This is a genomic window from Vibrio sp. AIC-3 (assembly GCF_013114515.1).
Classification (GTDB): domain Bacteria; phylum Pseudomonadota; class Gammaproteobacteria; order Enterobacterales; family Vibrionaceae; genus Vibrio; species Vibrio crassostreae_C.
In genome coordinates this window covers 33,153-48,908 of sequence record NZ_VTXG01000019.1, presented here as the reverse complement: position 1 = coordinate 48,908, position 15,756 = coordinate 33,153, and the positions used below count along the sequence as shown (strand labels likewise).

At 45.0% G+C, this 15,756-nt stretch carries 16 protein-coding genes; all 16 read left to right on the top strand.

The window, feature by feature from the left end; genetic code table 11:
• Nucleotides 1–35: 35 nt before the first annotated feature.
• A complete protein-coding gene (mioC, locus tag F0229_RS14145) occupies nt 36–470 on the top strand; it encodes an FMN-binding protein MioC (RefSeq protein ID WP_017058804.1) in 435 nt (144 codons plus the stop codon).
• 496 nt (nt 471–966) lie between these two features.
• Nucleotides 967–2,862 (top strand): tRNA uridine-5-carboxymethylaminomethyl(34) synthesis enzyme MnmG, encoded by a 1,896-nt coding sequence (gene mnmG, locus F0229_RS14140; RefSeq protein WP_171733084.1) that lies wholly within the window; start codon nt 967–969, stop codon nt 2,860–2,862.
• Nucleotides 2,862–3,494: a 16S rRNA (guanine(527)-N(7))-methyltransferase RsmG gene (gene rsmG, locus F0229_RS14135; protein WP_017058801.1), complete on the top strand. Its 633-nt coding sequence runs from the start codon at nt 2,862–2,864 to the stop codon at nt 3,492–3,494. The genes mnmG and rsmG overlap by 1 nt, the downstream gene beginning before the upstream one ends.
• 14 nt (nt 3,495–3,508) lie before the next feature.
• Nucleotides 3,509–4,282 carry a ParA family protein gene (locus F0229_RS14130; RefSeq protein ID WP_029235097.1) on the top strand — a complete coding sequence of 258 codons (774 nt, stop codon included), beginning with the start codon at nt 3,509–3,511 and terminating at the stop codon, nt 4,280–4,282.
• A 23-nt stretch (nt 4,283–4,305) separates the two neighbouring features.
• Entirely contained in the window at nt 4,306–5,187 is an 882-nt protein-coding gene (locus tag F0229_RS14125) for a ParB/RepB/Spo0J family partition protein (protein WP_171733083.1), read from the top strand.
• A 191-nt stretch (nt 5,188–5,378) separates the two neighbouring features.
• Nucleotides 5,379–5,768 carry a F0F1 ATP synthase subunit I gene (locus F0229_RS14120; protein ID WP_010433210.1) on the top strand — a complete coding sequence of 130 codons (390 nt, stop codon included), beginning with the start codon at nt 5,379–5,381 and terminating at the stop codon, nt 5,766–5,768.
• An 8-nt stretch (nt 5,769–5,776) separates the two neighbouring features.
• Nucleotides 5,777–6,574 carry a F0F1 ATP synthase subunit A gene (atpB, locus tag F0229_RS14115; protein WP_017058797.1) on the top strand — a complete coding sequence of 266 codons (798 nt, stop codon included), beginning with the start codon at nt 5,777–5,779 and terminating at the stop codon, nt 6,572–6,574.
• A 48-nt stretch (nt 6,575–6,622) separates the two neighbouring features.
• Complete coding sequence (gene atpE, locus F0229_RS14110; RefSeq protein ID WP_004411110.1) at nt 6,623–6,880, top strand: F0F1 ATP synthase subunit C; 258 nt, start codon at nt 6,623–6,625, stop codon at nt 6,878–6,880.
• A 59-nt stretch (nt 6,881–6,939) separates the two neighbouring features.
• Nucleotides 6,940–7,410 (top strand): F0F1 ATP synthase subunit B, encoded by a 471-nt coding sequence (atpF, locus tag F0229_RS14105; RefSeq protein WP_032545592.1) that lies wholly within the window; start codon nt 6,940–6,942, stop codon nt 7,408–7,410.
• A gap of 15 nt (nt 7,411–7,425) precedes the next feature.
• A complete protein-coding gene (gene atpH / locus F0229_RS14100; RefSeq protein WP_017058795.1) occupies nt 7,426–7,959 on the top strand; it encodes a F0F1 ATP synthase subunit delta in 534 nt (177 codons plus the stop codon).
• A gap of 13 nt (nt 7,960–7,972) precedes the next feature.
• Nucleotides 7,973–9,514: a F0F1 ATP synthase subunit alpha gene (gene atpA, locus F0229_RS14095; protein WP_171733082.1), complete on the top strand. Its 1,542-nt coding sequence runs from the start codon at nt 7,973–7,975 to the stop codon at nt 9,512–9,514.
• 48 nt (nt 9,515–9,562) lie between these two features.
• Nucleotides 9,563–10,429, top strand: a complete 867-nt coding sequence (gene atpG, locus F0229_RS14090; RefSeq protein ID WP_017071782.1) for a F0F1 ATP synthase subunit gamma — start codon at nt 9,563–9,565, stop codon at nt 10,427–10,429.
• Between the two features lie 52 nt (nt 10,430–10,481).
• The gene (gene atpD / locus F0229_RS14085) at nt 10,482–11,885 is read left to right on the top strand and encodes a F0F1 ATP synthase subunit beta (RefSeq protein ID WP_171733081.1); all 1,404 of its coding nucleotides are present in this window, start codon (nt 10,482–10,484) and stop codon (nt 11,883–11,885) included.
• Nucleotides 11,886–11,903: 18 nt separating this feature from the next.
• The gene (locus tag F0229_RS14080) at nt 11,904–12,326 is read left to right on the top strand and encodes a F0F1 ATP synthase subunit epsilon (protein WP_017069564.1); all 423 of its coding nucleotides are present in this window, start codon (nt 11,904–11,906) and stop codon (nt 12,324–12,326) included.
• Nucleotides 12,327–12,500: 174 nt separating this feature from the next.
• Entirely contained in the window at nt 12,501–13,859 is a 1,359-nt protein-coding gene (glmU, locus tag F0229_RS14075) for a bifunctional UDP-N-acetylglucosamine diphosphorylase/glucosamine-1-phosphate N-acetyltransferase GlmU (RefSeq protein WP_171733080.1), read from the top strand.
• A 227-nt stretch (nt 13,860–14,086) separates the two neighbouring features.
• A complete protein-coding gene (locus F0229_RS14070) occupies nt 14,087–15,706 on the top strand; it encodes a sensor domain-containing diguanylate cyclase (RefSeq protein WP_171733079.1) in 1,620 nt (539 codons plus the stop codon).
• Nucleotides 15,707–15,756: the final 50 nt, after the last annotated feature.

The following is a 15,756-nucleotide window of genomic DNA, read 5'->3' as shown; positions in this document are numbered from 1 at the left end:
TCATGCTGGCCTTTTTCTTTAGTAAGGACAGCTTAATGATCCACATTATTACAGGCAGCACCTTAGGTGGTGCAGAGTACGTTGGCGATCACCTTAATGATCTTCTTGAAGAGCAAGGCCACGAGATCACCCTTCATAATCAGCCTGAATTCGATGATATTCCCCAACAAGGCTTTTGGTTGCTGGTGACTTCAACTCATGGTGCGGGTGAATTTCCAGATAATATTAAGCCGTTTATCGACGCATTGACCCAGCAATCTCCAGATTTAAGCCCGGTTCGCTTTGCTGTCGTGGCGCTTGGTGATTCGAGTTACGATACCTTCTGTTTGGCGGGAAAATCAGTCCACAGCCAGATGAAAGAGCTCGGTGCTCAGCCTATTTCTGACTGTTTTACCATCGATGTATTGGAAACTCCGGTACCAGAAGACGCAGCAGAAGCTTGGTTCAACGATCATAGCGACCAGTTTTAACCTCTCTCCTCTCTCCTCTCTCCTCTCTCAAAAAGCGGCTTATGCCGCTTTTTTTGTCTCTGAACATCGTGACTGTGAATAACTTTTTTTCAAAAACATCGAAAATTAGCGATCTATTTTCAATTTCTGCTGTGGATAAGATCATACATATACGGTGATTAACCTATAGTTATCCAAATAACAAGTTTTAGGCTAATTTCCTCCTGTGAATAAGTAGCCATTTTGATCCCAGCTAATCCTCATCCTGATCAAAGTTAGATCACATCATTTGATCCAAAAAAGATCCATGATCTCGTTGATCATTTCCGACTTATCCACAGATACCCTCGATCCTAATAATAGATCTAATAAAAGATCTCCTTAAAGATCTTATCTATATTAATTAAAAACAGCTTTTTCGAAAAATCCCAAAAACGTTTTCTCAGGCTATGAAAACAGGTAGAATATCGCTCCTTTTTATCAATCTAGAAAACGTTTGAATACCTGAGGTCGGTTCATGCTTTATCACGAAAAATTTGACGTCATCGTTGTTGGTGGTGGCCATGCAGGAACGGAAGCCGCACTCGCATCTGCACGTACTGGTCAAAGTACGTTATTACTTACTCATAATATCGATACACTAGGACAAATGTCTTGTAACCCAGCCATTGGCGGGATCGGTAAGGGCCACTTGGTAAAAGAGGTCGATGCAATGGGTGGATTAATGGCGCAAGCTATTGATCATGCAGGTATTCAGTTCAGAACATTGAACGCATCAAAAGGCCCTGCGGTTCGTGCTACTCGTGCACAAGCTGACCGCGCACTGTACAAAGCCTTTGTTCGTAACGTTCTTGAAAACACGTCAAACCTGACTTTGTTCCAACAGTCGGTTGATGACTTGATCGTTGAACAGGATCAAGTGGTAGGTGTGGTAACGCAGATGGGCCTTAAGTTCCGCGCAAGCGCTGTGGTTCTGACTGTGGGCACATTCCTAGGCGGCAAGATCCATATTGGTATGGAAAGTTCTTCAGGTGGCCGTGCTGGTGATCCACCATCGATCGCACTGGCTGACCGTCTTCGTGATCTTCCATTCCGAGTTGATCGCCTGAAAACAGGTACTCCTCCTCGTATCGATGCGCGTAGCGTTGATTTTTCTGAGCTTGAGGTTCAGCACGGTGATAACCCGACGCCTGTTTTCTCGTTCATGGGCAGCCGAGCTCAACAACCTCGTCAAATTCCATGTTACATCACGCATACCAATGAAAATACGCATGACGTAATTCGTGCCAACCTTGATCGCAGCCCTATGTACGCGGGTGTGATTGAAGGCATTGGCCCTCGTTACTGCCCTTCGATTGAAGACAAAGTAATGCGTTTTGCTGACAAGAACAGTCACCAAATTTTTATTGAGCCAGAAGGTCTAACGACTCACGAGCTATACCCGAATGGTATCTCTACCAGTCTGCCGTTTGATGTACAGGTTCAAATTGTTCGTTCGATGAAGGGCTTTGAAAATGCTCATATCGTTCGCCCTGGCTATGCGATTGAGTACGATTTCTTTGATCCTCGCGACCTTAAGCTGACTTACGAAACTAAGTTTATCAAAGGTCTATTCTTTGCGGGTCAAATCAACGGTACCACTGGCTATGAAGAAGCGGCTGCACAAGGCTTGATGGCCGGTCTGAATGCAAGTTTGTTTACTCAAGGCAAAGAAGGCTGGAGTCCACGTCGTGACCAAGCTTACATGGGCGTGCTTATCGACGACCTATCTACCATGGGTACCAAAGAACCTTACCGCATGTTTACGTCTCGCGCGGAATACCGTCTGCTGCTTCGTGAAGACAACGCCGATATCCGCTTGACTGAAAAGTCGCGTGAACTTGGCCTTGTTGATGACGCTCGTTGGGCTCGTTTCAACGAGAAAATGGAAAACATGGAGAAGGAGCGTCAACGTCTGAAAGAGACTTGGATTAATCCAAAATCTGAAGATATTGATCAACTGAACCAAATTCTGAAAACACCAATGTCTCGTGAAGCGAGCGGTGAAGATCTTCTTCGTCGCCCTGAAATGACTTATTCACAGTTAACCGCATTGGATCGTTTTGGTCCTGCACTGGAAGATCAACAAGCGTCTGAGCAAGTTGAGATCCAAGTGAAGTACGATGGTTACATTCAGCGTCAACAAGACGAAATTGAAAAATCACTGCGTCATGAAAACACCAAACTGCCTGCTGATATCGATTACAGCAAGGTAAAAGGACTTTCTAACGAAGTGGTTCTTAAACTAACGACAGCTAAGCCTGACTCAATTGGTATTGCTTCGCGAATTTCAGGTATCACACCTGCAGCAATCTCAATTCTGTTGGTTTACTTGAAAAAACACGGCCTGTTGAAAAAAGGTGAGGAAGCATAATGAGCGCATTACGCGAAAAACTGGATCACCTTATTGGCCAGACTGAACTTGAAGTATCTGAAAAACAACGTGGCCAGTTGGTTGGCTACGTTGAGTTACTGAACAAGTGGAACAAAGCTTATAACCTAACATCAGTTCGTGACCCACAAGAAATGATGGTGAAACATATCTTAGATAGCATCATTGTTAGCACTCACTTACAAGGTAAGCGCTTTATCGATGTGGGTACGGGACCTGGTCTTCCTGGGATTCCGCTCTCAATCATGAATCCAGACTGCGAGTTTTACTTGCTAGACAGCCTAGGTAAGCGTATTCGTTTTATCAAACAGGTGATTCATGAGCTGGGTATCGACAACGTGGTACCGGTTCAAAGTCGCGTTGAAGAATTTCAACCAGAAGAAAAGTTTGATGCAGTGCTCAGTCGTGCATTTGCGTCAATGACAGACATGGTAGAGTGGTGTCACCATTTACCTAAAGAGCAATCCGGTGTATTTTTGGCTCTTAAGGGACAACATCCTAGAGACGAAATCGACCTGTTACCTGAATGGTGTTCAGTGACAGACATTAAAGCTTTGCAAGTGCCAGAGCTTGATGGAGAGCGTCATCTAGTTACTTTATCGCGTCAGGGATAATCAGCGAGGCCATAGTGGGTAGAATCGTAGCAATTGCCAACCAGAAGGGTGGCGTAGGAAAAACAACAACTTGCATTAATTTAGCAGCATCAATGGCGGCAACAAAACGCAAGATATTGGTTGTTGACCTCGATCCTCAAGGTAATGCCACTATGGCGAGCGGTGTCGACAAGTATCAAGTTGAAGCAACAGCTTACGATTTGTTGGTTGAAGACACCCCATTTGATGAGGTGGTTTGCCGGAGTACATCTGGCAATTATGACCTCATCGCCGCGAACGGTGATGTTACTGCGGCAGAAATCAAGCTGATGGAAGTGTTTGCTCGTGAAGTTCGTTTAAAAAATGCACTCGAACCCATTCGCAATAACTATGATTTCATCTTTATTGATTGCCCGCCCTCATTAAACCTTCTTACAATCAACGCGATGGCTGCGGCCGACTCCGTATTGGTTCCTATGCAATGTGAATATTTTGCTTTGGAAGGTTTGACTGCATTGATGGATACCATCAGTAAGCTAGCGGCTGTTGTAAACGAGAACCTGAAGATCGAAGGTCTTCTGCGTACTATGTACGATCCTCGCAACCGCTTATCGAACGAAGTATCTGATCAACTCAAAAAACACTTTGGTAGCAAAGTCTACCGAACTGTGATCCCTAGAAATGTGCGTCTGGCAGAAGCCCCGAGTCACGGCAAGCCAGCAATGTACTACGACAAATATTCCGCAGGAGCTAAGGCTTACCTTGCTCTTGCTGGCGAAATGTTGCGTCGTGAAGAAGTCCCAGTATAGGTCCAACCAAAGGAATTCGCTCAATGTCTAAGCGTGGTTTAGGAAAAGGGCTAGATGCATTGCTTGCAACTAGCTCATTGGCTCGTGAAAAACAGCAAGTTGCTTCTCATAGTCAGGCGTTGTCGGCTGATGGTGAGCTTATTGAACTGGCTGTTGGTTGCTTGAAGCCTGGTGTATATCAACCGCGTAAGGATATTGCGCCTGAAGCGCTAGAAGAGCTGGCAGCATCAATTCAATCTCAAGGCATTATCCAACCGATCGTAGTTCGCCCATTGGCGCACGACCAGTTCGAGATTATTGCTGGTGAACGTCGTTGGAGAGCGGCTCGTCAAGCTGGCCTTAAACAAGTGCCATGTTTGGTCAAGAGAGTCGAAGACAAAGCCGCTATCGCGATGGCGTTGATTGAGAATATTCAGCGTGAAGATCTGAATGTTATCGAAGAAGCACAAGCGCTAGAGCGACTACAGAACGAATTTGAGCTGACACACCAACAAGTCGCTGATGTAATCGGTAAATCGAGAGCTACGGTGAGTAACTTATTACGTCTAAATCAGCTCGAAAATGAAGTAAAAGGTTTAGTTTCCAGTAAACAACTAGAAATGGGGCATGCTAGAGCACTGCTTGCGCTTGAAGGTGTTACCCAGGTTGAGGCAGCGAATACTGCAGCAACCAAAAAAATGACCGTGCGTCAAACTGAGCAACTTGTCAAAAAGTGCTTAAAACCAGACGTTGAAGCGGAATCGAAGCCCGAAGACACTGAGGCCATCGAACTTTCACGAAGACTCACGGAAAAATTGCAAGCAAACGTTTCAGTTACTCGTTCTGTTAGCGGTAAGTCAAAAGTGACAATTACTCTTGATGAGCCTCACAAATTAGAGCAACTTATTGCTAAACTAGAGTACTAAATGAGATAATTGATTTAGGTCAATTATGTAATAAACAAGTAATTTCTTACAAAAGTTGTCGGTTTGTATACAGAAATGTAAATGATTGCTGCATTCTTATTGCAATCAATTTGGCTGAACGTATAATTTTCGCCAATTTCTCAGCACGCTTTTAAGCGAGTGGTAAAGTGGGCTTAAAGAGGAACGAATACATGGTAGCGGCGTTAGCAAGACCAGGACGAGTGCTTGCAAAGCAAATGTTATTGATCGAGCTTAGCGCGGTTATATTAGTGGCGATAGGGTTAGGTTTAGCTGTTAATCCTGATTGGGGTTTTGCTGCATTGGTTGGTGGCGGTATTTTTGTCATCGCGAATGTGGTTTTTTGTGTGTGTGCTTTCCTATTTTGTGGAGCTCGCGCAACTAAGTTAGTTGCGGCGTCGTTCTATGCAGGTGAAGCACTAAAGATCCTTATCACAGTTCTACTATTCTCTATTGTCTACATGTATATGCAGGTGGAATTAATTCCCCTCAAACTGACCTATTTACTGGTTCTAGGTATTAATATCTTTGCGCCAGTGCTTTTCATTAACAATAAAAAATAGGATGAGTTATGGCTGCGCCAACAGCATCCGGATACATTGAGCACCACTTACAAAACCTTTCTTTAGCTAAGTTTGGTCTTGTAGAGGAGACAAGTTTCTGGAACGTACATATAGACAGTCTGTTTTTTTCGGTGTTGACAGGGATGTTATTCCTTTGGGTTTTTCGCTCAGTCGCTAAGAAAGCAACAGTAGGTGTACCTGGTAAGCTTCAGTGTTTTGTTGAAATGGTAGTTGAATTCGTTGATGGCAACGTTAAAGACACTTTCCATGGCCGCAACCCTCTGATTGCTCCATTAGCACTGACTATATTCTGCTGGATTATTTTAATGAACTTGATGGACTTAGTGCCTATCGATTTCTTACCATATCCTGCGGAGCATTGGCTAGGTATCCCTTATTTGAAAGTGGTTCCTTCAGCTGATGTTAATATAACCATGTCAATGGCCTTAGGTGTTTTTGCTCTGATGATCTACTACAGCATCAAAGTAAAAGGCTTAGGTGGATTCGCCAAAGAACTTGCTTTACATCCATTTAATCACCCAATCATGATCCCGTTTAACCTACTGATTGAAGTGGTATCGCTACTCGCGAAGCCTCTATCACTTGGTATGCGTCTATTCGGTAACATGTTCGCAGGTGAGGTTGTATTCATTCTTTGTGCGGCAATGCTACCGTGGTATTTACAATGGGTAGGCTCTCTACCTTGGGCTATCTTCCATATCTTGGTTATTTTGATTCAAGCATTTGTTTTCATGATGTTAACAATTGTTTATTTATCAATGGCCCATGAAGATGGCGATCACTAAAAATTTTTAAGTTTTATTCTAACTATTAATGTTAATCGGAGAACGTAAATGGAAACTGTACTAAGTTTTTCAGCAATCGCTGTTGCTATTATTGTTGGTCTTTGTGCCGTAGGTACTGCAATTGGTTTTGCTATTCTTGGTGGTAAATTCCTAGAAGGCGCTGCGCGTCAACCTGAAATGGCTCCAATGCTACAAGTTAAGATGTTCATCATCGCTGGTCTACTGGATGCTGTTCCAATGATCGGTATCGTAATCGCACTACTATTCACGTTTGCTAACCCATTTGTTGGTCAACTAGCAGGCTAATTAACTGTTAATTAGTTAATTAAATTTTTGTAGTTGATTCTTAACGAGGGGTAGCTGTTGTGAATATGAACGCAACTCTGTTAGGTCAAGCAATTGCTTTTTCTATGTTTGTTTGGTTCTGCATGAAATATGTATGGCCACCAATCATGCAAGCAATTGAAGAGCGTCAGAAAAAAATTGCTGACGGTCTAGTAGCCGCTGAACGCGCTGCTAAAAACTTGGATCTAGCACAAGCCAACGCTTCTGACCAATTGAAAGAAGCGAAGCGCACCGCAACTGAGGTTATTGAACAGGCAAATAAACGCAAGGCTCAAATTATTGATGAAGCTCGCGAAGAGGCTCAGGCAGAACGCCAGAAAATCTTAGCGCAAGCGGAAGCCGAAATTGAAGCTGAGCGCACACGTGCCCGTGATGACCTGCGCAAACAAGTCGCAACTCTGGCAATTGCTGGTGCTGAGAAAATCCTTGAGCGTACAATCGATAAAGATGTACACGATGATCTTCTTAACAACATTACTGCAAAACTTTAAAGCAAGGGGCTGTATATGTCTGATTTGACTACAATCGCACGCCCCTATGCTAAAGCAGCGTTTGACTTTGCGGTAGAGAAAGGTGAGCTAGACCAATGGGGTCAGATGCTTACTTTTGCTGCCGAAGTGGCACAAAATGATGATGTTCACAATTTCTTAAGCAGCTCTCAAACTGCTGAAAAATTAGCTGAAGTATTCATTGTAATTTGTGGCGAACAATTTGATGAATTCGGCCAGAACTTGATAAAAGTAATGGCAGAGAATGGCCGCTTAATGGCTTTTCCTGATGTTTGCAAAGAGTTCTTATTGCTCAAACAAGAGCACGAGAAAGAGATCGACGTTGAAGTCACTTCAGCGGTTGAACTTTCTAAAGAACAACGCGCAGAGATCAGCAGCAAATTGGAACAGCGCTTAGCGCGCAAAGTTCAGCTGAATTGCAGTATAGATGAGACTCTACTTAGTGGAGTTATTATTCGAGCCGGAGACCTAGTCATCGATAACTCAGCGCGCAGTCGTTTAGACCGCCTGAGCGATGCATTGCAGTCTTAATGGGGATTGGAGCATGCAACTTAATTCCACTGAAATTAGCGATCTAATTAAACAACGTATTGAATCTTTCGACGTTGTTAGTGAAGCTCGCAATGAAGGTACTATCGTTTCGGTAAGCGATGGCATCCTTAGCATTCACGGCCTAGCGGACGTGATGCAAGGTGAAATGATTGAACTACCGGGTGGCCGTTACGCGCTAGCACTTAACTTGAACCGTGATTCGGTTGGTGCTGTTGTAATGGGCCCATATGCTGACCTACAGGAAGGCATGAAAGTTACAGGTACGGGTCGTATTCTCGAAGTACCAGTAGGTCCTGAAATGCTTGGTCGTGTGGTAAACACGCTAGGTGAGCCAATTGATGGTAAAGGTCCTATTGATGCGAAATTGACTTCGCCTGTAGAAATTATCGCACCAGGTGTAATCGACCGTAAATCGGTAGATCAACCTGTTCAAACTGGTTACAAGTCAGTTGACTCAATGATCCCTATCGGTCGTGGTCAGCGTGAACTTATTATCGGTGACCGTCAGACTGGTAAAACAGCGATGGCGATCGATGCGATTATTAACCAAAAAAATTCTGGTATTTTCTCTATCTACGTTGCAATCGGCCAAAAAGCGTCGACTATCGCTAACGTAGTTCGCAAACTAGAAGAGCACGGCGCACTAGCAAACACTGTTGTTGTTGTTGCATCGGCTTCTGAATCTGCAGCGCTGCAATACCTTGCACCGTATGCTGGTTGTGCGATGGGTGAATACTTCCGTGATCGCGGTGAAGATGCACTGATTGTTTATGATGATCTATCTAAGCAAGCTGTCGCTTACCGTCAGATCTCACTACTGCTTAAGCGTCCACCAGGTCGTGAAGCGTTCCCTGGTGATGTTTTCTACCTTCACTCTCGTCTACTAGAGCGTGCTGCTCGTGTAAGCGAACACTACGTAGAAGAATTCACTAAAGGCGAAGTGAAAGGCAAGACGGGTTCTTTAACTGCTCTTCCTATCATCGAAACGCAAGCTGGTGACGTATCTGCATTCGTACCGACGAACGTAATCTCGATTACCGATGGTCAGATCTTCCTACAAACTGAGCTATTCAACGCGGGCGTACGTCCAGCGGTTGACCCTGGTATTTCAGTATCTCGTGTAGGTGGTGCAGCGCAGACTAAAATCATCAAGAAGCTATCTGGCGGTATCCGTACTGCTCTAGCTCAATACCGTGAACTTGCAGCATTTGCACAGTTCTCATCGGATCTTGATGACGCGACTAAGAAGCAGCTAGACCATGGTCAAAAAGTAACAGAACTGATGAAGCAGAAACAATACGCTCCTATGTCTGTATTTGACCAATCTGTTGTCGTCTTCGCTGCAGAGCGTGGATACCTTCAAGATGTAGAGCTTTCTAAAGTTCTAGATTTTGAAGCAGCTTTACTGTCGTTTGCTCGTAGTCAATATGCAGATCTAGCGACACAGATCGACACAACGGGTGCTTACAACAATGATATCGAAGCTGAGCTGAAGAAGCTTGTTGACGATTTCAAAGCAACCCAGACCTGGTAATTGGTGGGTGACCTTAGGGTCACCTCATACCATTAACGGAGAGTAACGATGGCCGGCGCAAAAGAGATACGTAATAAAATCGGTAGTGTTAAAAGCACACAGAAGATTACGAAAGCAATGGAAATGGTAGCAGCTTCAAAAATGCGTCGTTCTCAAGACGCTATGGAAGCTACTCGTCCATATGCAGAAACAATGCGTAAAGTGATCGGTCATTTGGCTAACGGCAGCCTTGAGTATAAGCATCCTTATCTTGAGGAGCGTGAAGCCAAACGTGTTGGTTACATCATCGTTTCTACAGACCGTGGTCTTTGTGGTGGTTTGAACATTAACTTGTTTAAGAAAGCCATGAATGACATGCAAGAGTGGTCTGGTAAAGGTGCTGATGTTGAGCTTGCAATTGTAGGTTCAAAAGCAACAGCATTTTTCAACAACAGCGGCGCGAAAGTAGCAGCTCAAGTTTCTGGCCTAGGCGATAGCCCAAGCCTTGAAGACTTAATCGGCTCTGTAAGCGTAATGCTGAAGAAATATGATGAAGGTGAATTGGATCGCCTGTACGTAGTGTTCAACAAGTTTGAAAACACTATGGTACAAGAACCAACGATCGATCAATTACTTCCTTTGCCTAAATCGGATAGCGAAGACATGCAGCGTGATCATGCTTGGGACTACATTTATGAGCCTGAGCCAAAACTACTACTAGATGCACTATTGGTTCGTTACGTCGAATCTCAAGTGTACCAAGGTGTAGTTGAGAACCTTGCTAGTGAGCAAGCGGCTCGAATGATTGCAATGAAAGCTGCAACAGATAACGCTAGTGACCTAATCGAAGATTTAGAACTTGTGTACAACAAGGCGCGTCAAGCGGCTATTACACAAGAACTTTCTGAAATCGTTTCAGGCGCGGCAGCGGTTTAATCGCTTATTCGGTTTAAAGCTTAGGTAAAACTAATTAGTTAGAGGATTAACGATGGCTACAGGTAAGATCGTACAGATCATCGGTGCGGTAGTCGACGTAGAGTTCCCACAGGGCGAAGTACCTCGTGTATACGATGCTCTGAATGTTAATGAAGTACAAGAACGTCTAGTTCTTGAAGTTCAGCAACAACTTGGCGGTGGCGTAGTTCGCGCAATCGTAATGGGTAGCTCTGATGGTTTACGTCGTGGTTTGACAGTTGAAAATACTGGCGCTCCAATCTCAGTACCAGTGGGTACTAAGACCTTAGGTCGTATCATGAACGTTCTTGGTGACGCGATTGATGAGTGTGGTGAAATCGGTGCTGAACAGCACTACGCAATTCACCGTCAAGCGCCAAGCTACGAAGAACAGTCTAACGAGACAGCTCTTCTAGAGACGGGTGTTAAAGTTATTGACTTGGTTTGTCCATTCGCTAAGGGTGGTAAAATCGGTCTATTCGGTGGTGCTGGTGTAGGTAAGACCGTCAACATGATGGAACTTATCAACAACATCGCACTTCAACACTCGGGTCTATCTGTATTTGCAGGTGTTGGTGAGCGTACTCGTGAAGGTAACGATTTCTACTTTGAGATGCAGGAAGCGGGTGTTGTAAACATCGAAAAACCTGAAGAATCAAAAGTAGCAATGGTTTACGGTCAGATGAACGAGCCACCAGGTAACCGTCTACGTGTTGCACTGACTGGTCTAACAATGGCAGAACGCTTCCGTGACGAAGGTCGTGACGTACTACTGTTCATTGATAACATTTACCGTTACACGCTTGCAGGTACTGAGGTATCAGCACTTCTAGGTCGTATGCCTTCTGCGGTAGGTTACCAACCTACACTTGCTGAAGAAATGGGTGTTCTACAAGAGCGTATCACGTCAACGAAAGCGGGTTCTATCACGTCTGTACAGGCGGTATACGTACCAGCGGATGACTTGACTGACCCGTCTCCAGCAACAACGTTCGCGCACTTGGATGCAACGGTTGTACTTAACCGTAACATCGCAGCAATGGGTCTATACCCAGCGATCGACCCGCTAGATTCTACTTCTCGCCAACTGGATCCATTGGTTGTTGGACAAGAGCACTACGACACAGCTCGTGGTGTTCAGTCTACACTTCAGCGCTATAAAGAGCTGAAAGATATCATTGCTATCCTAGGTATGGACGAGCTATCTGAAGAAGATAAGCAAGTAGTATCTCGTGCTCGTAAGATTGAGAAGTTCCTTACTCAGCCTTACCACGTAGCGGAAGTATTTACAGGTGACCCAGGCATTTACGTACCTCTTAAAGAGACTCTACGTGGCTTCCAAGGTCTACTATCTGGTGAATACGATGACATTCCAGAGCAAGCGTTCATGTACTGCGGTACTATCGACGATGCTATTGAGAATGCTAAGAAGCTATAAGGCTAACTAGGAGGCGATATGGCAGCAATAACCTTTCATCTAGACGTAGTGAGTGCAGAGAAAAAGCTTTTCTCTGGTCTTGTTGAGACGTTTCAGGTGACCGGTAGTGAGGGTGAACTTGGTATTTTCCATGGTCACTGTCCACTGCTGACCGCTATCAAGCCTGGCATGGTGCGTATTGTTAAGCAGCACGGCCACGAAGAAATCATTTATGTTTCTGGTGGTATGGTAGAAGTTCAGCCTGGTACAGCAACTGTACTGGCTGATACAGCTATCCGTGGTGAAGAGCTAGACGCAGCAAAGGCGGAAGAAGCTAAGCGCAAGGCTGTGGAGAATATCCAAAATCAGCATGGCGACATAGACTTCGCACAAGCGGCCGGTGAACTGGCTAAAGCCATTGCTCAGTTACGAGTTATCGAACTGACAAAACAGCGTCGTTAATCTTTTTAAGATTACAGACTCTGAGATAAAGGCGACCTAAGGGTCGCCTTTTTGCATTTTTAGATTCTCAAAAATGCTTCTTTTACGTATCACTACTGGTTATTGCGATTTAATTTTTTGCCCAAAAACGGTTACAATATCGGCTTAATAAAAATAACGTTGGATAGGTTTACAATGAAGTTTAGCGCGGTAATTCTCGCGGCGGGCAAAGGCACTCGCATGTATTCAAACACACCAAAGGTTCTGCACACACTTGCGGGTAAGCCAATGGTGAAGCATGTTATCGATACATGTAATGGTCTAGGCGCTCAAAACATCAACCTGGTTTACGGCCACGGTGGTGATCAGATGAAGGCTACCTTAGCTGAAGAATCTGTAAACTGGGCACTGCAAGCTGAACAGCTCGGCACAGGTCACGCTGTGGATCAAGCATCTGCACATTTCGCTGATGATGAAAAAGTATTGGTGCTCTACGGTGATGTTCCACTAATCTCACCTGAAACCATTGAAAACCTATTAGACGCTCAACCAAACGGTGGCATCGCGCTACTTACTGTCGTGTTAGACAACCCGATGGGCTACGGACGTATTATTCGTCGTAATGGCCCTGTTGTGGCTATCGTTGAACAGAAAGATGCAACGGATGAGCAGAAGCTTATCAAAGAGATCAATACCGGCGTTATGGTGGCGACTGGTGGCGATCTGAAGCGCTGGTTGTCAGGTCTAAGCAACGACAACGCACAGGGTGAATATTACCTGACTGACGTTATCGCTGCGGCTCACGACGAAGGTCGTGCAGTTGAAGCGGTACACCCAGTAAGCCCGATTGAAGTGGAAGGCGTAAACGACCGCTCTCAACTGGCTCGTCTAGAGCGCGCTTACCAAGCTGAGCAAGCAGACAAACTATTGAAGCAAGGCGTAATGCTACGCGACCCAAGCCGCTTTGATCTGCGTGGTGAACTGCAGTGTGGTATGGACGTTGAGATTGATACTAACGTTATCATCGAAGGCAGCGTAAGCATTGGCGATAACGTGGTTATCGGCACTGGCTGCGTGCTGAAAGACTGTGAGATCGATGACAACACAGTTATTCGTCCATACAGCGTAATCGAAGGAGCGACTGTTGGTGAAGACTGTACGGTTGGTCCATTTACTCGCCTACGCCCTGGTGCAGACATGCGTAACGATTCGCACGTTGGTAACTTTGTTGAAGTGAAGAACACTCGCCTTGGTGAAGGTTCTAAAGCGAATCACCTAACGTACTTGGGCGATGCTGAAATTGGTCAGCGTGTAAACGTAGGGGCGGGTGCAATTACTTGTAATTATGATGGTGCGAATAAGTTTAAGACCATCATTGGCGACGACGTATTCGTTGGTTCAGACAGCCAATTAATCGCGCCTGTTACGATTGGTAATGGTGCTACCGTTGGAGCTGGCTCTACCGTAACGCGTGATGTGTTGGAAAATGAGCTGGTTATCAGCCGAGCTAAAGAGCGCAAGATCGCTGATTGGAAACGTCCGACTAAGAAGTAACCTTTCCGCCTCCAGCACTTAAAATTGGATTCCAATCAAAGCCAGTAACGTCAGTTGCTGGCTTTTTTGTCAGAATTTACTGACAGTGAAATAATAGATTTGCCAATTGTATTTTGTTGGAGGCTTGTTAGTATTCAGGTTACGGTTCGGTAAAGTTGGGTTAATACATCGTGATATTGGTTGAAAAGAAATGGCAAACATTGCCGATCATTATTTTGTCTTTTTCAATGTTAATAGGTCTCTATGGCTTTTATGTCACCTTGGAAAAGTTAGTGGTGGAGAATGAGCGCGATCATCTTGTCTCTTTGATGTCCGATGTTATCTATGAAATTCGTGAAGACAGTGAGTTATTTACGGCTGGCGTGGATGTTGATCACTACATTGGAGGGTTAACCCAAGCCAATACTCGCCTTCGAATTCAAGTGATCAATACCGATGGGGTAGTGATAGGGGATACGGACTTATCTGAGCATGCATTGGCGAGAGTGGAAAACCACGCTAACCGCCCCGAATTCCAACAAGCGCTTCAACAAGGTATTGGCAGTGATGTCCGTTTTAGTACCGTGACCTCCATCGACCGAATCTATTATTCAATGAAAGAGAGCGTTAACGGACAAGATTTCGTTGTCGTGATCTCCTCGCCAATGCATCAATTGAAACAGATGAACTTCCAATTAATGGGAATACTGGTGGGCATGGTCGTGCTGAGTTTAAGCTTCTTGATTGGCACCTCTTACGTGAGCAATCGCCAAATCGTTCAGCGAGTGGAAGAGGAGCAAAAGAAGCAAGATGAACGGATTCGCCAAAGAACCCATGAAATTGAGCTGATGCATCGCCTTGCGACTATGCTGGCCGCGTGCAGCAACATGGTTGAGGCGCAGCAGATCGTTTCAGATATCTTGCCGCGTATTCTTGGTCAGGTGAATGGCAGTGTCTCTCTGATGCGTGCCTCACGTAACCAGTTGGTTACCCAGCTTGATTGGGGAGAAACATGGCCAGGCAGTGTCAGCTTTGCTCCGGAAGAGTGCTGGTCGCTGCGCAAAGGGCGTGCTCATCTATCGAATAACGATTTTCATTCTCTTACTTGTGGTCACATGCATGAAATGGACAACAATCAAACCTTGTGTATTCCGCTGACGGCGCACGGCAATACCATTGGCATTATGCACCTCTATTTTGGTCAAGGTGATATCAAGATTGATCCGATTATCGAACAGTTGGCTTTTAGTGTTTCTGAACACTTGGGGCTCGCTTTAGCCAACCTCAGCTTGCAAGAGAAACTGCGTTCTCAAGCATTGAGCGATCCGCTGACTGGCTTATTCAACCGTCGTTTCTTCGAACAAAAACTGGAAGAGCACTCAATGAATTCGCCCACCAGCGAGCAGCCATTATCGCTATTGATGCTCGATTTGGATCACTTCAAACGCTTCAATGACAACTTTGGTCATGATGCAGGTGACTTCGTATTGAAAGAGATCAGCGCACTGCTCAAACAGAGTGTTAGCGAAGACGAGATTGCTTGCCGACTCGGTGGTGAGGAGTTAGCGGTACTGCTTCCACATTATTCAATGCAAGAAGCGACGGAGTTTGGTCAAACCTTATGTGATACGGTGCGTTCAATGCACCTTGAGCATAAAGGTCTGTCATTAGGTCAGTTGGGTGTTTCGATAGGTGTCGCCACTTATCCTAAGCCAGCGTCTGATACCGAGTCTCTGGTTAAGATGGCCGATAATGCTTTGTACATGGCGAAAGATATGGGCCGCAGCCGAGTGGTTAACTATGATGAATATAGCCGCCATAAAGCGCCAGCGTTAGAAGTAGTCGATGGTGAAGTTGCTGCAAAATAAGTAGAAGTAAAATTTAGATATAAAAAAAGAGCGAGTAATCTCGCTCTTTT